Here is a 19,986-nt window from a genome sequence, read left to right as displayed (position 1 = left end):
TAAAGAGCCGTCCCGAGAGGCGGAGAAGGAGGTCAGGGTTACCTTGGGCGCGCCTGGCACCGACCGGGAACTGATGTCTTCAGCGGACGTCAGCCGGACCATCTCCCGCATGGCCCATCAAATCATCGAGAAGACCGCGCTCGACGGTAAAGATGCTCCCCACGTCATCCTGCTCGGCATCCCCACCCGCGGCGTCACCTTGGCCGCGCGGCTTGTCGAGAAAATCAAGGAATTCGCCGACGTCGACGTTCCGCGCGGGGCGCTGGACATCACGCTCTACCGCGACGATCTCGACAGCAAGCCGCCCCGGCCGCTGGAGGACACCTCGATTCCCGAGGGCGGCATCGACGGCACGCTCGTGATCCTGGTCGACGACGTCCTCTACACCGGCCGCTCGGTGCGCGCGGCGTTGGATGCACTGCGCGACATCGGCCGTCCCCGCGCCGTCCAGCTCGCCGTTCTCGTCGACCGCGGGCACCGGGAGCTGCCGCTTCGGGCCGACTACGTCGGCAAGAACGTGCCGACCTCGAGGGCCGAGAACGTCAAGGTGCGGTTGACCGAAGACGATGACGTCGAGGGCATCTGGATCGCACCGCAGGGAGGGCCCCCAAGATGAAGCACCTGCTCTCAACCGGCGACCTGTCGCGGGCTGAAGCGCTCGCGATTCTCGACAACGCCGACCGGTTCAGCCAGGCCCTGCTCGGCCGCGAGGTCAAGAAACTGCCGACGCTTCGCGGCCGCACCATCATCACGATGTTCTACGAGAACTCCACCCGCACGCGGGTGTCATTCGAGGTCGCAGGCAAATGGATGAGTGCCGACGTCATCAATGTGAGCGCGTCGGGATCCTCTGTCTCCAAAGGTGAGTCGCTTCGCGACACCGCCCTGACCCTGCGTGCCGCCGGTGCCGATGCCCTGATCATCCGCCACCCCGCCTCTGGGGCGGCCCAGCAGCTTGCCGAGTGGACACTCACCGAGCAGGGTGGCCCGTCGGTGATCAACGCCGGCGACGGCACTCACGAACACCCGACGCAGGCACTGCTCGACGCGCTCACCATCCGGCAACGGCTCGGCGACATCGAAGGCAAGCGGGTCGTCATCGTCGGCGACGTGCTGCACAGCCGGGTCGCGCGGTCCAACGTGCTGCTGCTCGACACGCTCGGCGCGGAAGTGGTGCTCGTCGCCCCGCCCACGCTGCTGCCGGTCGGGGTCGCAGATTGGCCGGTCACCGTGTCGCACGACCTCGACGCCGAATTGCCCGTCGCAGATGCGGTGCTGATGCTGCGTGTGCAGGCCGAGCGGATGACCGGCGGCTTCTTCCCATCCGCGCGCGAATACTCGGTGCTGTACGGCCTCTCTGAGAAGCGCCAGGCACTGCTTCCGGGTAACGCGGTAGTCCTGCATCCCGGTCCGATGGTGCGCGGGATGGAGATCGCGTTCTCCGTCGCCGATTCTCCGCAATCAGCTGTCCTGCAGCAGGTTTCCAACGGTGTGCATATCCGAATGGCGGTGTTGTTCCACCTCCTGGTGGGCGCTGAGGTGGAAGCGATGAGCGTATGAGCGTCCTGATCCGCAGGGTGCGGCTCTACGGCGAGGGTGACCGGATCGACGTGCTCGTCTCCGACGGCCAGATCGCCGACATCGGTGCCGGGCTTGACGTTCCCGACGATGCCGATGTCGCCGACGCCACCGGTCAGATTCTGCTTCCCGGATTCGTCGACCTGCACACACATCTGCGCGAGCCCGGCCGGGAGTACACTGAGGACATCGAAACCGGCTCGGCCGCAGCGGCTTTGGGTGGCTATACCGCGGTTTTCGCGATGGCCAACACCAACCCGGTCGCAGACAGCCCGGTCGTCACCGATCACGTGTGGCACCGCGGCCAGCAGGTCGGGCTCGTCGACGTGCATCCCGTCGGTGCGGTGACGATGGGTCTGGCCGGTGCCCAGCTCACCGAGATGGGCATGATGGCCAACGGCGCTGGGCAGGTGCGGATGTTTTCCGATGACGGCGTCTGCGTTCACGATCCGCTGATCATGCGCCGCGCACTGGAATATGCGACGGGCCTGGGCGTGCTCATCGCCCAGCATGCCGAGGAGCCCCGCCTCACCGTCGGTGCCGTGGCACACGAGGGGCCCAACGCGGCGCTGCTGGGGTTGGCGGGTTGGCCGCGCGCGGCCGAAGAGTCCATTGTCGCGCGCGACGCGTTATTGGCCCGCGACGCCGGCGCACGCGTGCACATCTGCCACGCCTCCACCGCGGGCACTGTCGAGATCGTCAGATGGGCCAAGGAACAAGGCATTTCAATCACCGCCGAGGTGACCCCGCACCATCTTCTGCTCGACGATGGCCGGCTGGCCTCCTACGACGGCCGAAACCGGGTGAATCCACCGCTTCGTGAGGCGACCGACGCCGAGGCGCTGCGCCAGGCGCTTGCCGACGGGGTGATCGACTGCGTCGCCACCGACCACGCGCCGCATGCCGAGCACGAGAAAATGTGCGAGTTCGCCCACGCGCGCCCGGGCATGCTCGGCCTGCAGACCGCGCTGTCGGTGGTCGTCGAGACCATGGTGCGTCCCGGCCTGCTCACCTGGCGCGACGTAGCCCGGGTGATGAGCGAGAACCCCGCCCGCATCGTCGGATTGCCGGATCAGGGCCGGCCGCTGGAGATAGGCGAGCCCGCCAACCTGACCGTCGTCGATCCCGACGCGACGTGGACGGTTGAGGGGTCAGAGCTGGCGAGTCGCTCCGACAACACGCCGTACGAATCGATGGAGTTGCCTGCGACGGTGACGTTGACACTGTTGCGGGGCAAGGTCACCGCGCGCGACGGAAAGAGCCCGGCATGAACACCGGAACCCTCGTCGGGTCGCTGATCATGGCCGCGGTGCTGGCCGTGCTGATCGCGATCATCATCCAGGCGATGCTGCGTGGCTGGCGTCGCCGCGCTGAGCGGCAGGCCGAACTGATCGGCACGCTGCCGCCGCTGCCCGACACGGTGGGGTCGGCGATTGTTTCTGCCACCAAAGGCCTGTACGTCGGCAGCACGCTCGTCCCACACTGGAACGACCGCGTCGCCGTCGGAGATCTCGCATTCCGCCACAAGGCGGTGCTGACCCGCTACCCCGAAGGGATCATGTTGCAGCGCAGCGGCGCAGGACCGATCTGGATACCCGAAGAGTCGATCACCGCGATCCGCACTGAACGGGGAGTCGCCGGTAGGGTCATCCCTGGGGGCAGGAGCGGAGCGACCCGGGGGAAGGCACTGACCCACGAGGGCATTCTGGCGATCCGGTGGCGGTTGCCATCGGGCACCGAGATCGACACCGGGTTCCGCGCCGACAACCGTGCGGCGTACGAGCCGTGGCTGGAGACCGCATGAGCACCAACAGGGCGGTGCTGGTGCTCGAGGACGGACGCATCTTCACCGGCACCGCGTTCGGAGCCATCGGCCAGACGCTTGGTGAGGCGGTGTTCTCCACCGGCATGTCCGGATACCAGGAAACGTTGACCGACCCGAGCTATCACGGGCAGATCGTGGTGGCCACGGCCCCGCAGATCGGCAACACCGGGTGGAACCAGGAGGACGCGGAGAGCCGCGGCGACAAGATCTGGGTGGCCGGCTACGCCGTACGCGATCCGTCCCCACGGGCGTCGAACTGGCGCGCGACAGGCACTCTCGACGACGAGCTCGTCCGTCAGGGCATCGTCGGGGTTGCGGGAATCGACACCCGCGCCGTGGTACGGCACCTGCGCAGCCTCGGCTCGATGAAGGCCGGAGTGTTCTCGGGCGACGCGCTTTCGCACGCCGACGAACTACTCGCCCGTGTCCGCGATCAGCAGTCGATGCTGGGCGCCAACCTGGCCGGCGAGGTCAGCACCGACGCCACCTATGTCGTGGAACCCGAAGGACTTCCACGCTTCACCGTCGCGGCGATCGACCTCGGCATCAAGACCAACACACCGCGCAACTTTGCCGCCCGCGGCATCCGCAGCCACGTGATGCCGTCAACGGTCACGTACGACCAGATCGCCGACCTCAATCCCGATGGCGTTTTTCTGTCCAACGGGCCCGGCGACCCCGCCACCGCAGACCACATCGTCGGTGTGACACGGGAAGTCCTCGGCGCGGGGATACCGCTTTTCGGAATCTGCTTCGGCAATCAGATCCTCGGCCGCGCGCTCGGACGCTCGACGTACAAGATGGTCTTCGGTCACCGCGGCATCAACGTGCCCGTCATGGACCACGCCACCGGCCGGGTCGCGGTGACCGCGCAGAACCACGGGTTCGCACTCGAGGGGGAGGCCGGCGAGACGTTCGACACCGACTTCGGTACCGCGATCGTCAGTCACACCTGCGCCAACGACGGCGTCGTCGAGGGCATCAAACTGGTTGATGGGAGAGCCTTTTCGGTGCAGTACCACCCCGAGGCCGCTGCGGGCCCACACGATGCGAACTACCTGTTCGACCAGTTCGTCGACCTGATGGCGGAGGGCCGCTGATGCCGAAGCGCCGCGACCTGAACCACGTGCTCGTGATCGGCTCCGGACCGATCATCATCGGCCAGGCTTGTGAGTTCGACTACTCGGGAACGCAGGCCTGTCGTGTCCTGCGTGCCGAGGGCCTGGAGGTGAGCCTGGTCAACTCCAATCCTGCAACGATCATGACCGACCCCGAGTACGCCGACCACACCTATGTCGAACCGATCACCCCGGCATTCGTCGAACGGGTCATCGCCCAACAGGCCGAGCGCGGCCACAAGATCGACGCGTTGCTGGCCACCCTCGGCGGGCAGACCGCGTTGAACACCGCGGTCGCGCTCTACGAGAACGGCGCGCTCGAGCGCTACGGTGTCGAGCTCATCGGCGCCGATTTCGAGGCGATCCAGCGGGGCGAGGACCGGCAGAAGTTCAAGGACATCGTCAGCAAGGTCGGCGGCGAATCTGCCCGCTCCCGTGTGTGTTTCACGATGGACGAGGTGCGTGAGACGGTCGCCGAGCTCGGGCTGCCGGTCGTCGTGCGGCCCTCGTTCACGATGGGTGGACTGGGCTCGGGTATGGCCTACTCAGCGGAGGATGTGGACCGGATGGCCGGCGAAGGGCTGGCGGCATCGCCGAGCGCCAACGTCCTGATCGAGGAATCGATCTTCGGCTGGAAGGAATTCGAGCTCGAGCTGATGCGCGACGGCCACGACAACGTGGTGGTGGTCTGCTCGATCGAGAACTTCGACCCGATGGGTGTGCACACCGGCGATTCGGTCACGGTGGCGCCGGCGATGACGCTGACCGATCGCGAGTACCAGAAGATGCGCAGCCTCGGCATCGACATTCTGCGCGAGGTCGGTGTAGACACCGGCGGGTGCAATATCCAGTTCGCCGTCAACCCAGCCGACGGGCGCCTGATCGTCATCGAGATGAACCCCCGCGTCTCGCGTTCCAGTGCGCTGGCGTCGAAGGCGACGGGCTTCCCGATCGCGAAGATCGCCGCGAAACTGGCGATCGGCTACACCCTCGACGAGATCGTCAACGACATCACCAAGGAAACGCCGGCGTGCTTCGAGCCGACCCTGGACTATGTCGTCGTCAAGGCGCCTCGCTTCGCGTTCGAGAAGTTCCCCGGCGCAGACCCGACACTCACCACGACCATGAAATCGGTGGGCGAGGCGATGTCGTTGGGCCGCAACTTCATCGAAGCGCTCGGCAAGGTGATGCGGTCGTTGGAAACCAGTCGCGCCGGGTTCTGGACGAAGCCCGACCCCGACGTTTCCGTCGATGACCTGCTCACACGTCTGAGGACGCCGACCGATGGTCGCCTGTACGACCTCGAACTGGCGCTGCGCAAGGGTGCCACGGTCGAGCGGGTGGCCGAGGCCTCCGGCGTCGATCCGTGGTTCGTCGAACAGATCGCCGGGCTCGTCACACTGCGCGCCGAGCTGGTCGACGCCCCGGTGCTCGACGAGCACCTTCTGCGACGCGCCAAGTACCATGGCCTCTCGGATCGCCAAATCGCAGCCCTGCGACCGGAGTTGGCCGGCGAAATCGGTGTGCGGGCCCTGCGCACCCGGCTGGGCATTCATCCCGTGTACAAGACGGTCGATACCTGTGCGGCGGAGTTCGAAGCCAAGACCCCCTACCACTACAGCAGCTACGAACTCGACCCCGCAGCCGAGAGTGAGGTCGCACCCCAGACGGACAAGCCCAAGGTGCTGATCCTGGGCTCCGGGCCCAACCGCATCGGGCAGGGCATCGAGTTCGACTACAGCTGCGTCCATGCCGCCACCACGCTGAGCCAGGCCGGATTCGAGACCGTCATGGTCAACTGCAATCCCGAAACGGTCTCCACTGACTACGACACCGCCGATCGGCTGTACTTCGAACCGCTGACGTTCGAGGACGTGCTCGAGGTCTACCATGCCGAGTCTGCTTCCGGCGCAGGAGGTCCCGGCGTCGTCGGGGCCATCGTGCAACTCGGCGGCCAGACGCCGCTCGGCCTCGCGGAACGTCTGGAGAAGGCTGGTGTGCCGATCGTCGGAACCAGTCCCAAGGCGATCGACCTCGCCGAAGACCGTGGCGCGTTCGGCGAGGTGCTCAACAACGCCGGACTGCCCGCGCCTCGGTTCGGTACCGCGACCAGTTTCGAGCAGGCCCGCCGTATCGCCGCCGACATCGGTTATCCGGTGCTGGTTCGCCCGTCCTACGTCCTGGGCGGCCGGGGCATGGAGATCGTCTACGACGAGGAGACCCTGCAGGGCTACATCACCCGGGCCACCGAACTTTCACCGGAGCACCCGGTGCTCGTGGACCGCTTTCTCGAGGACGCCATCGAAATCGACGTCGACGCACTGTGTGACGGCACCGAGGTGTACATCGGCGGCATCATGGAGCACATCGAGGAGGCCGGCATCCACTCCGGTGACTCGGCCTGTGCGCTGCCGCCGGTGACCCTGGGCCGCAGTGACATCGAATCCGTGCGGCGTGCGACCGAGGCGATCGCCCACGGCATCGGTGTCGTCGGGCTGCTCAACGTGCAGTACGCGCTCAAGGACGACGTGCTCTACGTGCTCGAGGCGAATCCGCGCGCCAGCAGGACGGTGCCATTCGTGTCCAAAGCGACGGCGATTCCACTGGCGAAGGCCTGTGCACGAATCATGTTGGGCACCAGTATCGCCCAGCTGCGCGACGAAGGTGTACTTGCGGCTACCGGCGACGGTGCGGCAACCGCGCGTAACGCTCCGGTGGCGGTCAAAGAGGCGGTGCTGCCCTTCCATCGTTTCCGCAAGGCCGACGGCTCGCAGATCGATTCACTGCTCGGCCCCGAGATGAAGTCGACGGGCGAGGTGATGGGTATCGACCACGACTTCGGCAGTGCGTTCGCCAAGAGCCAGACCGCGGCCTACGGATCGTTGCCTGCCGAGGGCACGGTTTTCGTCTCGGTCGCCAACCGCGACAAACGCTCGCTGGTGTTCCCGGTGAAGCGGCTCGCCGATCTGGGATTCCGGGTGCTGGCCACCGCGGGCACCGCGGAGATGCTGCGCCGCAACGGTATTCCGTGCGACGAGGTACGCAAGCACTTCGAGCAGCCGGGGGAGGGCAGACCGGCGTCGTCGGCGGTGGATCTGATCAGAGCCGGTGAAGTGGACATGGTGATCAACACCCCCTACGGGAACTCGGGTCCGCGCATCGACGGCTACGAGATCCGCTCGGCCGCAGTGTCGATGAACATCCCGTGCGTGACCACCGTGCAGGGCGCCTCGGCTGCGGTGCAGGGCATCGAGGCGGGCATCCGCGGAGACATCGGCGTGATGTCGCTCCAGGAGCTGCACAGCGTGCTGGGGCCGTGACGGCCTTCGGGGTCCGGCTGGCCGAGGCGATCGCTGGCCGCGGCCCGTTGTGTCCCGGTATCGATCCGCATCCCGAACTCCTAGGCGCCTGGGGGCTGAGCGCCGACGCCGACGGGTTGTCCCGGTTCTGCGATATCTGTGTGGAGGCGTTCGCCGGCTTCGCGATCGTGAAACCGCAGGTGGCATTCTTCGAGGCGCACGGTGCCGCGGGATTCACCGTGCTGGAGCGCACCATTGCTGCGCTGCGCGACACCGGTGTGCTGGTGTTGGCCGACGCCAAACGCGGGGACATCGGCTCGACGATGGCCGCCTACGCGAATGCGTGGTCGGGTGATTCGCCGCTCGCCGCCGACGCCGTGACCGCATCGCCGTATCTGGGCTTCGGATCATTACAGCCGCTGCTCGACACCGCAGAGACCAACGGCCGCGGTGTCTTCGTCCTCGCCGCGACATCCAACCCCGAGGGCGCGACCGTGCAGCGCGCCGAGACCGGCGGTCGAACCGTCGCGCAGTCGATTGTGGACGCCGCGGCCGCGGTCAACCGCGAACGCTTGCCGGGCCCCGGATCCGTCGGCGTCGTCGTCGGCGCGACGCTTGCCGAACCGCCCGATGTCAGCGCATTGGGCGGTCCGGTGCTCGTGCCGGGCGTCGGCGCGCAGGGCGGACGACCGGACGCGCTGGGCGGACTCGGTGGGGCACACGCCGGCCAACTGCTTCCGGCGGTGTCGCGGGAGGTGCTGCGCGCCGGGCCCGGTGTCGCCGAGCTGCGCGCCGCGGCCGAGAAGTTCCGCGATGCCGTTGCGTATCTGGCATGAGTGCAAGTGATCTGCCAGCGCAGAGCGATTCGCTCGTGCGCTAACGCTTCGCCGGCCTTTTCGGCAGGAGCCGCGTCAACAGGACGATCGCGACGACGCCGCCGACGCCGAGCACGCCGAGCAACATCAGGTACGTCAGGTCGCCGCGGTCGCGCGTGCGATAGACGACCTGTTGGAAGGGCGTATCTGCGGGCGCCTGCTCGAAGATGTAGTCATCCTCGATGGCCGACGGATCCCAGATCGTGTTCTTCCACCTCGTCAGAAACGCGGCGTCCCCGGCGTAGTCGGCCAACGCTGGGGAGGCGCTGCGATCGATCCGACCCGCGAATTCGAGAGTCGGCTTGTCGGCGGGAACGGGAAGCGTCGACGGATCCATCCGATGCTGAGCCAGCACGTACAGGTCGATGTACTGCGACATCGACGCCGACCGGGACAGCCGCATCGGGTAGACGACCGTGTCGGCCTCGAACGAGAGTCGCAGGGGCTGAAGGGGGCCCGTCAGGGCACCGCCCGATTCGGCCGCTACCAATTGAACTGCCACGATCTCCCAACCGTCGGCGACGTACGGTGCCAGGTTGTCGTCCAGTCCGTCGGGATGTGGAAAGTCGTTGTCACCCAACCACTTTGCCAGCGCCGACGGATCGTTTGCCGCTAGCCGGGTGACGTCGAACGGGCCGAGACGCTGGCGGCCGAGCACGCTGACCGCGCCAGACGGCGCGCCCGCCGTGTCCGGCGGCGATCCCGCCCACACCAGCCAGGGAATGGTCGGCCACCACGAATCGCGGTACTCGATCCTGGGTGCAGTGAGCTCGCCGAGTGCTTCGAACACCTCGGTGTCGCCGAGGGTGATACGCGCAGCGGACGGCACCGGCATGATCCATGCGGCCCGGTCCGACGAACCGGTCACCGACAACGACATCACGATTGTCTCGGTGGTGCCGTCCCAGGCGATCAGCGCGCGCTCGTCGGCCACCGAGGAGCCGGGACTGTCGGGGACGTAGGCCCCGCAGCCACAGGCCCACGCCGGAGTCGCGACGTTCCCCAGCGCCGCCCCGGCCAGCAGAACGAGCACCATGGCAATGGATCGACAGACGCGTGCGGCCACGACGACCTCCTCTCGGCGAATCCTATTTCGTTGCCGGCCTCGGATGAGGGCGGCGGCAGCGAACAACAGTGACAACGCAGACAACATCAGCCTCACTGGCATCGCCAGCCACGCGTTAGACCGAGGTTTTGTTTTCATTCCGAATATTGACGCTCGCGTAGCCGCCCGAACCGGTGCGCCAGGGGGCGGCGACACGCCCGACATGCGGTGACCAGGCAAAATTTTCTTTACCCGCCGTGACCCGCTGGCGGGGTGTGGTCCAGGCCACAGGCCGAGCGGGTCGGTAAGGCACCCCGGGGGGACTGAAAGGCCTTGATACGCAGGCGAATCCGGCCCCTCATCGGCTTGTATCGACGTTTTCGGGCTGATTTGGGCGAATCGGCTCGCACGGCGGCCCTGCCTTACACGCTGGGCTTTTGGCGTCAGAACCAGGGGGTGGGGTTCGCTTTCGTCAGGTTGCGTGGGTACGGTCGTCGTCGCTGGCTGTTGTGGAATTTTTCATAGCGGCCGATAAAGAAACAATGATGGTGTGAGAGACGGAGGAACCCCGTGGCCCTTCCCCAGTTGACCGACGAGCAGCGCGCGGCAGCGTTGGAGAAGGCTGCTGCCGCACGACGCATACGTGCCGAGCTCAAAGACCGGCTCAAGCGCGGCGGCACCAACCTCAAGCAGGTGCTCAAGGATGCCGAGACCGATGAGGTCTTGGGCAAGATGAAGGTTTCTGCCCTTCTGGAGGCGTTGCCCAAGGTGGGCAAGGTCAAGGCGCAGGAAATCATGACCGAACTCGAGATCGCCCCGACCCGCCGCCTGCGTGGCCTGGGCGATCGCCAGCGCAAGGCGCTGCTGGAAAAGTTCGACCAGTAATTCCGGGCGCATAAGTTGAGCGCCGGCCGGGGGGCCGGGCGGGCAATCGTGTTGTCCGGCCCCTCTGCCGTCGGGAAATCGTCCGTCGTCCGCTGTCTGCGTGACCGCGTTCCCGACTTGCATTTCAGTGTCTCCGTCACCACTCGGGCCCCGCGTCCGGGCGAAGTCGACGGCATCGACTATTCGTTTGTCACAGCAGAGCGGTTCCAGGAGCTGATCGATAGCGGTGCCCTGCTGGAATGGGCCGAGATCCACGGCGGTCTGCACCGCTCGGGCACCCCCGCAGCCCCGGTTTACGAGGCCATCGAAGCCGGCCGTCCCGTGCTGATCGAAGTGGATCTGGCGGGCGCTCGAGCCGTCAAGGAATCGATGCCGGAAGTCCTCACGGTCTTCCTCGCGCCGCCCAGCTGGGAGGCACTGGAGAGCCGACTGATCGGGCGCGGCACCGAAAGCGCCGAAGTCATGGCCCGCCGACTGGCCACCGCACGCGACGAACTGGCTGCTCAGAATGACTTCGATGTGGTCGTCGTGAACAGCGAATTGGAGTCTGCCTGCTCTGAATTGGTATCCTTGCTGGTGGCCCGCGGTGAGCCACCCAAATTTCACGCATAACCGTCTGGAGATCTTCTACGTGAGCACACCCCACGCCGACGCCCAGTTGGCCGCTGCCGACGACATCGCGCCCGGCGCCGGCGCCTATGACACCCCGTTGGGTATCACCAATCCACCCATCGACGAGCTGCTCGACCGCGCGTCCAGCAAGTATGCGCTGGTGATCTACGCCGCCAAGCGCGCCCGTCAGATCAACGACTACTACAACCAGCTCGGTGACGGCATCCTCGAATACGTGGGACCGCTGGTCGAGCCCGGCCTGCAGGAGAAGCCGCTGTCGATCGCGATGCGCGAGATTCACGGCGACCTACTCGAGCACACCGAAGGCGAGTAGCGGAGGAGCCCGGCGATGAGTCCTTGGGCGAAGGGTTGAAGTGACCGAACGCAAGCGGATCATCGTCGGTGTCGCCGGTGGCATCGCCGCCTATAAGGCGGCCACCGTCGTGCGGCAGCTGACCGAGGCGGGCCACGCCGTTCGCGTCGTTCCTACCGAGTCCGCCCTGCGCTTCATCGGTGCGGCGACGTTCGAAGCGCTCTCCGGAAACCCCGTTCACACCGGCGTCTGGGACGACGTGCACGAGGTGCCCCACGTCCGGATCGGGCAGGAGGCCGACCTCGTGGTGGTCGCCCCGGCGACTGCCGATCTGTTGGCGCGAGCCGTCGCCGGCCGCGCCGACGACCTGCTGACCGCCACACTGCTCACCGCGCGATGTCCGGTGCTCTTCGCTCCCGCGATGCACACCGAGATGTGGTTGCACCCGGCCACCGTGGACAACGTGGCCACGCTGCGGCGTCGGGGCGCGGTGGTGTTGGAGCCGGCGTCCGGGCGGCTCACCGGCGCCGACAGCGGCGCGGGCCGACTGCCGGAGGCCGAGGAGATCTCCACCCTCGCCCACCTGCTGCTGGAGCGCGCAGACGCCCTGCCGTACGACATGGCCGGCGTCAAGGTCCTCGTCACCGCGGGCGGCACGCGCGAACCGATCGACCCGGTGCGATTCATCGGCAACCGGAGTTCGGGCAAGCAGGGCTATGCAATGGCGCGGGTGATGGCACAGCGCGGGGCCGACGTCACGCTCGTCGCGGGCAATACCGCGGGTCTGATCGACCCGGCGGGGGTGGAGGTGGTCCACATCGGCTCGGCTGCCCAGCTCAGGGACGCCGTCTCGAAGCACGCACCAGACGCGCACGTGTTGGTGATGGCCGCCGCGGTCGCCGATTTCCGCCCGTCTCAGGTGGAGACCAACAAGATCAAGAAGTCCGCCGACCCCGATGCGGCGGCACCGGTCATCGAGCTCACCCGCACCGACGACGTGCTCGCGGGCGCCGTCCGGGCGCGGACCGACGGCCAACTGCCCAACATGCGGGCCATCGTCGGGTTTGCCGCCGAGACCGGCGATGCGAACGGCGATGTGCTGTTCCACGCCCGAACCAAATTGCAGCGCAAGGGATGCGATCTGCTGGTGGTCAACGCCGTCGGCGAGAATCGGGCGTTCGAAGTGGACAACAACGACGGATGGCTGCTGGCAGCCGACGGCACGGAGTCCGCATTGGAGCATGGTTCGAAAACTCTGATGGCCAGCCGTATCGTGGACGCGATCGTGGCGGTGCTGCAGGACGGTAGCGGGTAACGCGAATCACGACTCCGGGGCCGTGAAAGGGTTGTGCGGAACTTCGCACCCGCTTGGGTGCAAAACGAGCAAGCATATAATTTGACTAGCTAACTACCTCAAGGGGACTTGAGCGGAAGGATCACACCGTGAGTGAAGCTCGGCTGTTTACCAGTGAGTCGGTGACCGAGGGCCACCCCGACAAGATCTGTGACGCCATCAGCGACTCGGTGCTCGACGCGTTGCTCGCGGACGATCCCAAATCACGCGTCGCGGTCGAAACGTTGGTCACCACCGGCCAGGTACACGTCGTCGGCGAGGTCACGACGACGGCCAAGGAAGCGTTCGCCGACATCACGAACACCGTCCGGGCGCGCATCCTCGACATCGGCTACGACTCCTCGGAAAAGGGTTTCGACGGCGAGACCTGCGGCGTCAACATCGGAATCGGCGCGCAGTCGCCCGATATCGCGCAGGGTGTCGACACCGCTCACGAGACGCGCGTCGAAGGCGCAGGTGACCCGCTGGACGCCCAGGGCGCCGGTGACCAGGGTCTGATGTTCGGCTACGCCATCAGGGACACCCCCGAGCTGATGCCGCTGCCGATCGCGCTGGCGCACCGGCTGTCGCGCCGGCTGACCGAGGTTCGCAAGAGCGGCGTGCTGGATTACCTCCGCCCCGACGGTAAGACCCAGGTCACCGTGCAATACGACGGCACTACTCCGGTGCGCCTCGACACAGTGGTGCTGTCGACGCAGCATGCCGCCGGTATCGACCTGGACGCCACGCTGGCGCCCGACATCCGCGAGAAGGTCGTCAACACCGTGCTGGCCGACCTCAACCACGACTCGATGGACACCTCCGACTTCCGGCTACTGGTCAACCCGACCGGCAAGTTCGTGCTCGGTGGTCCGATGGGTGATGCAGGCCTGACCGGCCGCAAGATCATCGTCGACACCTACGGCGGCTGGGCCCGTCATGGCGGCGGCGCGTTTTCCGGCAAGGATCCGTCCAAGGTGGACCGCTCCGCGGCGTATGCGATGCGCTGGGTAGCAAAAAACGTGGTCGCAGCCGGGTTGGCGGAGCGGGTCGAGGTGCAGGTCGCCTACGCGATCGGCAAGGCGGCCCCGGTGGGACTGTTCGTGGAGACCTTCGGCAGTGAGACGGTCGACCCGGCCCGTATCGAGAAGGCGATCACCTCGGTGTTCGACCTGCGGCCTGGCGCGATCGTGCGCGATCTGGATCTGCTGCGGCCGATCTATGCGCAGACCGCCGCCTACGGCCACTTCGGCCGCACCGACGTCGAGCTGCCCTGGGAACAGGTCAACAAGGTCGACGAGCTGAAGGCGGCCGTCTAGCCGCCGGTGACGTGGCGCAGGACCGTCTGTAGTTCTTCGGTCGGCGAGAAGTCGATGTACTCGCAGTCGGTGACGGCCTCCGGCGCGTGCCCGGCGGCCCAGTAGAACGCCTCACCCGCGTTGTAGGTCTGCTCACCGCTGCTCGTGTGCATGCGAAGCTGCCCGCTCAGCATGTAACCCCAGTGCGGGCACTGGCACATGTCGCCGGGCAGTCCCGCCAGCGCCGGCCGCAGGTCCGCACCGGCGCCGAGCTTCACCCACGCGATGGACATCTCGCCTACTGGTTGGCTGCGAAAGTCCACGCCCTCCCCGTTGACGGCAACCGGGATGCCTTCGAACGTCAAACTCTGCATGTCTGGCCCCCACTCGGTGATCGAATGATGTCTCGAGCGTAGGTTTGCCTGCGCGCATATCAGCCGAGAATCGACAAGTATCTGCGTGCCAGACGCGCGGCTAAGCGCTGAACTCGTAATCGGTGAGCGGGAAGCGGCGAGCGCGCCAATATGTCTGGAGTGTGCTGGCCGATCGCAGCGGCACATCACCGTTCTTGTCGAAGTAGTAGCTCCTGGCGTCCTTGCACGTGTCCTGCCAGAAGATCTGCCGGTGACGCTTGCGCATCATCTCGGCGAAGTAGCGGTCGTTGGCCTCGTGTTTGACCTCTACGCGGTTGGCGCGCTTTCTGCGAGCCTGTTTCAGGCAGCGCACGATGTGGTGTGTCTGGGTCTCGATCAGCGAGAAGTATGAGTTCCCGACATACCCGTACGGGCCGAACACCGTGAAGAAGTTCGGGAAACCGGGCACGGCGACGCCTTCATACGATTGCAGGCGCCGCTCGCTGAAATGCTCGCTCCACGAGAGGCCGCCGGCCCCGGTCACCGGGTAGGTCGGATTGTCCTCGACGTCCATCACCTTGAACCCGGTCGCCAGGATCAGCACGTCGACGTCTCGGGTCTCACCGTCGACCGTCGCCACGCCTGACCCGGTGATCTTGTCGATCGGCTCGGTCACCAGCTCGACGTTGTCCCGGTTGAACGTCGACAGATACGTGTTGTGAAAGCCCGGGCGCTTGCAGCCGACGGCGTAGCGCGGGGTGAGCTTGTCACGCACCTCCGGGTCGTGGACTTGCTTGCGCAGATACGACTTCCCGAACTGCGACATGTTCTTGGCCATCGGGTTGAGGGTGAAGTACTGCGCGGGCAACGTGAAGGTCAGCTCGACGTACGCCTGGCTGAGCAGACGCTGCACCGTCGGGCCACCGGGGAGTCGCATCAGACGCCGGGTCCTGGGCGACAGCGGCACGTCAGGCTTGGGGAGGCACCAGATCGGGGTGCGCTGAAACACCGTCAGGCGCTCCACGATTGGCGCGATCTCGGGGATGACCTGCACGGCGGACGCGCCGGTCCCGATGATGGCGACACGCTTACCGGTGAGGTTCTGCTCGTGATCCCAGCGTGCGGTGTGCATCGTCACGCCGGCGAACGAGTCGACACCGTCGATGTCGGGCATATTGGGGGTGATCAGCACGCCGCTGGCGTTGACGAGGAATCTGGCGGTCACCGACTCGCCGGTGTCGAGATGTACGCGCCACAGGTTGTCGTGGTCGTCGAAGGTCGCGCCGAGCACCTTGGTGTTGAATCGGATCTTGCGGCGTAGGCCATATTTGTCAACGCAGTGCTCGGCGTAGGCCTTCAATTCCCGTCCCGGCGCGTAGGTCCGTGTCCAGTTCGGGCTCTTCTCGAAGGAGAACTGGTAGGAGAACGATGGAATGTCCACGGCAATACCGGGATACGTGTTCCAGTACCAAGTCCCACCCGGCCCGTCACCCGCTTCGATCACCAGATAATTGCCCATCCGGGACTTGTCGAGTTTGATCGCGGTGCCGATGCCGGAGAAACCGGCGCCGACGATGACGGTGTCGTACCGGGGCACTGTCATATGGCTTCCCGTCGTTGGGCGGCGTCGCTCTAACCATGGTGGGGTCCCACGTCGAGGAGTGCAAGTGCCGCGCGATAGTGCTTGACGGGAACGTCTGCAGCGGCCAGCAATTCAGCGCAAGCCGGTCGCGAACTCACCCCACGTGTAACGCGCTCCGAAGCGAACACAGCGCGCGCTCGACGGCGTCCGTGGCGGCGGGTACCACGCCGTCGTACCCGGCGTAGCCGTGCACCAGCGTCTCCGCATTGTGCACTTCGACGGGCACCCCGGCAGCGGCCAGCAGTTCGCCATACCGCGTGCCGTCGTCGCGCAGCGGGTCGTGGCCCGCGACGGCGATGTAGGCCGGCGGAAGACCGGAGAGATCCTCCGCGCGCGCGGGCGCCAACGTCGCGGGCATATCGGAGACGTCGAGATCCCCGAGATACCAACGCGTGGACCCTTTGCACCCGTCGACATCGAGGATCGGCGCATTCGCATTCTCGGTGAACGACGGCAACGAGGTGTCGAAGGTTGTCGCCGGATACCACAACAGCTGAAACCGAATTCGTGGCCCGCCCGCGTCGCGCGCCAGCTGAGCGACCACCGCGGACAGGTTGCCGCCCGCGGAGTCGCCGGCGACAGCCAGCCGATCGGGATCGCCACCCAAAGCGGCCGCGTTGTCGGCGACCCACTGGGTGGCGGCCCACGCATCGTCGACGGCGGCGGGGTAGGGATGCTCGGGCGCCAGCCGGTAGTCGACTGAGACGACGATCGTGTCCGCACCGACGACGTGACGACGGGCGAAGCCGTCGTAGGTGTCCAGGTCGCCGACCGACCACCCGCCGCCGTGGATGAACACCACCACCGGTAGCGGGGTGGCACTGTCGGCGGCCGGCCGGTAGATGCGGATCGGGATCGGGCCTGCGGGCCCGACGATGACGCGGTCCTCGCTGCGCACCTCCGGGTAGACCTCCGCGCGGGGGATATCGCGGAAACGTTGGCGCGCTTCTTCGACACCTCCGTCGGTTGTCAACTGAAACGGCACGGATTCCATTACCTTCTGCAGGATGGCGTCGACGGCCGGTTTGTCCTCAGAGACAGACATGGGGACACGGTACGCACACCCGCGAACCAGGCTTCTGTGGGTAACGGCCGCGGTCGTCGGCGCCGGTTACGGCGTGTTTCTGATCGTGACGGCGCTTCGATTGCCGGCCGGCGCCGAGCTGACCGGACAGTTCGTGCTGCAGCCCGTGGTCAAGGCGGCGACGGCGGTGGTGCTCGCCGCCGCCGCGCTGACGCATCCCGTCGCTCGCGAACGCCGATGGCTGCTGGCCGCGCTGCTGTTCTCGGCGGCGGGCGACTTCTTCTTGGCGATGCCGTGGTGGGAGCCGTCGTTCGTGCTCGGCCTCGGCGCGTTCCTCGTCGCGCACCTGTGCTTCCTGGCCGCGCTCCTCCCGCTGGCGGCGCGGTCGGCTCCGCGGCTGGCGGCCGCGGCCGTAACGGTGTGCGCCTGCATCGCCTTGTTGGTGTGGTTCTGGCCGCGGCTGATCGCCGAGGGGATGGCCGTACCGGTGACGCTGTACATCGCCGTGCTCGGCGCCATGGTGTGCACGGCGCTGATGGCCCGGCTGCCGACGCCGTGGACCGCGCTCGGCGCGGTGTGCTTCGCGGTGTCCGACGGCATGATCGGCATCTCCAAGTTCGTGCTCGGTAACGAGGCCCTCGCTGTGCCGATCTGGTGGGCGTACGCGACCTCGCTGCTGCTCATCACCGCGGGCTTCTTCTTTGGTCGTGCGGCAGAGTCGGTGCCGTCGGCGCGGTCTGCTACCACTGCATAGGTGACGGAGCGCAACAGCCCGGCTCGGCCGGGCGCCACCCGGCAGCCGGCCGAGCACGAGCCCATTGCGCGCGTGCTCCCGATGCTGTCGGTACCGCATCTCGACCGCGAATTCGACTATCTGGTCGCCGCCGAACAGTCCGACGATGCGCAACCCGGGGTGCGTGTGCGGGTGCGCTTCCACGGCCGACTGGTCGACGCATTCGTGCTCGAAAGGCGCTCGGAGACGGACCACGTCGGGAAGCTCGGCTGGCTGGACCGGGTGGTCTCCGCCGAGCCGGTGCTGACACCCGACGTGCGCAGGCTCGCCGACGCCGTCGCCGCCCGGTATGGGGGCACCCGGGCCGACGTGTTGCGGCTCGCCGTCCCACCGCGACATGCCAATGTCGAAAAGCAGCTCCCACCGCAGCAGAAGCCTTTGGCCGTCGAGCCCGTGGACACCACAGCCTGGGCCGCGTACCGCGGCGGCCAGCAGTACCTCGCCGCCCTGTACGACGGGCGCGCCGCACGCGCGGTGTGGCAGGCGCTGCCCGGGGAAAGTTGGCCCGAACGTCTTGCCGAACTGGCCGCGGCGACCGCGAACACCGGCCGTGCCGCCCTGATCGTCCTGCCCGACCAGCGCGACGTCGACGCGATGCACGCCGCGGCCATCGCCCTCATCGACGAGGCTCATGTGGTGGCGCTGTCCGCGGGTCTTGGCCCCGCACAACGCTATCGGCGATGGCTGTCGGTGTTGCGGGGTGGGGCGCGCATCGTCATCGGTACCCGCAGCGCGGTTTTCGCGCCGGCGGCGAATCTAGGGCTGGTGATGGTGTGGGACGACGGCGACGACACACTCGCCGAGCCGCGTGCGCCCTACCCGCACGCCAGAGAAGTAGCGATGCTGCGGGCTCACCAGCTGCGCTGCGCGTCGCTCATCGGAGGTTATGCGCGTACCGCCGAGGCGCAGGCGCTGGTCCGCACCGGCTGGGCGCACGATCTGGTGGCCACCCGGCAGGAGGTGCGGTCACGGTCGCCGCATGTGATAGCGATCGAGGACAGCGGTTTCGCCCAGGAACGCGATCCGGCGGCACGGACGGCGCGCCTGCCGACAATGGCGCTGCAGGCCGCGCGTACGGCGCTGACATCCGGGCTGCCCGTACTCGTTCAGGTACCCCGCCGTGGCTACGTGCCTGCGCTGGCGTGCAATCGCTGCCGCACGATCGCCCGCTGCCGGCACTGCACGGGCCCGCTGTCGCTACCCGCACGCGACGCCGCGGGCGCGTTGTGCAAGTGGTGCGGCCGGGAGGAACCGGCACTGCGCTGCACGCGCTGCGGATCCGACGCGGTGCGGGCCGTCGTCGTCGGCGCCCGTCGAACAGCCGAGGAACTGGGCCGCGCATTTCCGGGCGTCACCGTCGTGACATCCGGTGGTGACGCCATGGTCGCCGCGGTGCCTGCGGAGCCGGCCGTGGTCGTATCGACACCCGGCGCGGAACCGCTGGCCGCGGGCCGTTACGGCGCCGCCCTGCTCCTCGACACGTGGGCGTTGCTCGGACGGCAGGATCTGCGGGCTTCCGAGGACGCGTTGCGCCGCTGGATGGCCGCCGCCGCCCTCGTCCGCAGCCGTGCCGACGGCGGCGTCGTGGCGGTGGTCGCCGAATCCGCCATCCCCACCGTGCAGGCGCTGATCCGGTGGGATCCCGTCGGCCACGCCGAATCCGAGCTCGCCTCCCGCGCGGAGGTCGGGCTGCCACCCGCGGTGCACATGGCCGCGATCGACGGGCCGCCCGACGCTGTGCGCGCGATGATCGACACCGCGGAACTGCCCGACGACGCCGACCTGCTCGGGCCCGTCGACCTGCCACCCGGCGCACGTCGACCGCCCGGCACGCCGCCGGAGAAGCCGGTCAATCGGATGCTGGTGCGGGTGCCGCGCGACGCGGGACTGCCGCTCGCTGCGGCGCTGCGGCGCGCCGCAGGGGTGCTCAGTGCGCGGCGCGAGAACGAACCGGTGCGTGTGCAAATCGACCCCTTGCACATAGGGTAATGCG

18 protein-coding genes are annotated in these 19,986 nt (G+C 67.2%); 14 read left to right on the top strand and 4 right to left on the bottom strand.

The features are described from left to right. The first annotated feature begins 43 nt into the window (after nucleotides 1-43). The 7 genes from pyrR to pyrF are packed head-to-tail and all read left to right on the top strand — an operon-like array spanning nucleotide 44 to nucleotide 8,656. Nucleotides 44-616, top strand: coding sequence for a bifunctional pyr operon transcriptional regulator/uracil phosphoribosyltransferase PyrR (gene pyrR, locus G6N36_RS06250; RefSeq protein WP_163685705.1), 573 nt, complete (start codon nucleotides 44-46; stop codon nucleotides 614-616). Further along, on the top strand, nucleotides 613-1,560 hold the full coding sequence (locus G6N36_RS06245; RefSeq protein WP_083123471.1) for an aspartate carbamoyltransferase catalytic subunit: 948 nt from the start codon (nucleotides 613-615) through the stop codon (nucleotides 1,558-1,560). The genes pyrR and G6N36_RS06245 overlap by 4 nt, the downstream gene beginning before the upstream one ends. Further along, nucleotides 1,557-2,849 carry a dihydroorotase gene (locus G6N36_RS06240; protein ID WP_163685704.1) on the top strand — a complete coding sequence of 431 codons (1,293 nt, stop codon included), beginning with the start codon at nucleotides 1,557-1,559 and terminating at the stop codon, nucleotides 2,847-2,849. The genes G6N36_RS06245 and G6N36_RS06240 overlap by 4 nt, the downstream gene beginning before the upstream one ends. Next, nucleotides 2,846-3,382, top strand: coding sequence for a PH-like domain-containing protein (locus G6N36_RS06235; protein WP_163685703.1), 537 nt, complete (start codon nucleotides 2,846-2,848; stop codon nucleotides 3,380-3,382). Before G6N36_RS06240 ends, G6N36_RS06235 begins: the two co-directional genes overlap by 4 nt. Continuing rightward, a complete protein-coding gene (gene carA, locus G6N36_RS06230) occupies nucleotides 3,379-4,503 on the top strand; it encodes a glutamine-hydrolyzing carbamoyl-phosphate synthase small subunit (protein ID WP_163685702.1) in 1,125 nt (374 codons plus the stop codon). Before G6N36_RS06235 ends, carA begins: the two co-directional genes overlap by 4 nt. Beyond that, nucleotides 4,503-7,841 carry a carbamoyl-phosphate synthase large subunit gene (carB, locus tag G6N36_RS06225; RefSeq protein WP_163685701.1) on the top strand — a complete coding sequence of 1,113 codons (3,339 nt, stop codon included), beginning with the start codon at nucleotides 4,503-4,505 and terminating at the stop codon, nucleotides 7,839-7,841. The genes carA and carB overlap by 1 nt, the downstream gene beginning before the upstream one ends. After that, nucleotides 7,838-8,656: an orotidine-5'-phosphate decarboxylase gene (gene pyrF / locus G6N36_RS06220; RefSeq protein WP_163685700.1), complete on the top strand. Its 819-nt coding sequence runs from the start codon at nucleotides 7,838-7,840 to the stop codon at nucleotides 8,654-8,656. Before carB ends, pyrF begins: the two co-directional genes overlap by 4 nt. 40 nt (nucleotides 8,657-8,696) lie before the next feature. On the opposite strand, the gene G6N36_RS06215 is transcribed toward pyrF, so the two are convergent. After that, the gene (locus G6N36_RS06215) at nucleotides 8,697-9,761 is read right to left on the bottom strand and encodes a DUF2330 domain-containing protein (protein ID WP_163685699.1); all 1,065 of its coding nucleotides are present in this window, start codon (nucleotides 9,759-9,761) and stop codon (nucleotides 8,697-8,699) included. Nucleotides 9,762-10,310: 549 nt separating this feature from the next. On the opposite strand from G6N36_RS06215, the gene mihF reads away from it, so the two are divergent. From mihF to metK, 5 genes are all read left to right on the top strand, one after another. Beyond that, entirely contained in the window at nucleotides 10,311-10,625 is a 315-nt protein-coding gene (gene mihF / locus G6N36_RS06210) for an integration host factor, actinobacterial type (RefSeq protein WP_006244838.1), read from the top strand. A 15-nt stretch (nucleotides 10,626-10,640) separates the two neighbouring features. Then, nucleotides 10,641-11,237 (top strand): guanylate kinase, encoded by a 597-nt coding sequence (gene gmk, locus G6N36_RS06205; protein ID WP_163685698.1) that lies wholly within the window; start codon nucleotides 10,641-10,643, stop codon nucleotides 11,235-11,237. A gap of 19 nt (nucleotides 11,238-11,256) precedes the next feature. Beyond that, the gene (gene rpoZ, locus G6N36_RS06200; protein WP_163685697.1) at nucleotides 11,257-11,571 is read left to right on the top strand and encodes a DNA-directed RNA polymerase subunit omega; all 315 of its coding nucleotides are present in this window, start codon (nucleotides 11,257-11,259) and stop codon (nucleotides 11,569-11,571) included. A 40-nt stretch (nucleotides 11,572-11,611) separates the two neighbouring features. Further along, nucleotides 11,612-12,865, top strand: coding sequence for a bifunctional phosphopantothenoylcysteine decarboxylase/phosphopantothenate--cysteine ligase CoaBC (gene coaBC / locus G6N36_RS06195; protein ID WP_163685696.1), 1,254 nt, complete (start codon nucleotides 11,612-11,614; stop codon nucleotides 12,863-12,865). A gap of 128 nt (nucleotides 12,866-12,993) precedes the next feature. Continuing rightward, nucleotides 12,994-14,202, top strand: a complete 1,209-nt coding sequence (metK, locus tag G6N36_RS06190) for a methionine adenosyltransferase (RefSeq protein WP_083123462.1) — start codon at nucleotides 12,994-12,996, stop codon at nucleotides 14,200-14,202. On the opposite strand, the gene G6N36_RS06185 is transcribed toward metK, so the two are convergent. From G6N36_RS06185 to G6N36_RS06175, 3 genes are all read right to left on the bottom strand, one after another. After that, on the bottom strand, nucleotides 14,199-14,555 hold the full coding sequence (locus G6N36_RS06185) for a cupin domain-containing protein (RefSeq protein WP_163685695.1): 357 nt from the start codon (nucleotides 14,553-14,555) through the stop codon (nucleotides 14,199-14,201). The genes metK and G6N36_RS06185 overlap by 4 nt on opposite strands. 100 nt (nucleotides 14,556-14,655) lie before the next feature. Further along, nucleotides 14,656-16,137: a flavin-containing monooxygenase gene (locus tag G6N36_RS06180; RefSeq protein WP_163685694.1), complete on the bottom strand. Its 1,482-nt coding sequence runs from the start codon at nucleotides 16,135-16,137 to the stop codon at nucleotides 14,656-14,658. Nucleotides 16,138-16,270: 133 nt separating this feature from the next. Further along, nucleotides 16,271-17,221 (bottom strand): alpha/beta hydrolase, encoded by a 951-nt coding sequence (locus G6N36_RS06175; protein ID WP_163685693.1) that lies wholly within the window; start codon nucleotides 17,219-17,221, stop codon nucleotides 16,271-16,273. Here G6N36_RS06175 and G6N36_RS06170 point away from each other — a divergent pair. Then, a complete protein-coding gene (locus G6N36_RS06170; protein ID WP_235689977.1) occupies nucleotides 17,220-17,954 on the top strand; it encodes a lysoplasmalogenase in 735 nt (244 codons plus the stop codon). The genes G6N36_RS06175 and G6N36_RS06170 overlap by 2 nt on opposite strands. Next, entirely contained in the window at nucleotides 17,955-19,982 is a 2,028-nt protein-coding gene (locus G6N36_RS06165; protein WP_163685691.1) for a primosomal protein N', read from the top strand. Nucleotides 19,983-19,986: the final 4 nt, after the last annotated feature.

Origin of the sequence: Mycolicibacterium gadium, assembly GCF_010728925.1 — a bacterium.
Classification (GTDB): domain Bacteria; phylum Actinomycetota; class Actinomycetes; order Mycobacteriales; family Mycobacteriaceae; genus Mycobacterium; species Mycobacterium gadium.
This window is presented reverse-complemented; position numbering and strand designations above follow the sequence as displayed.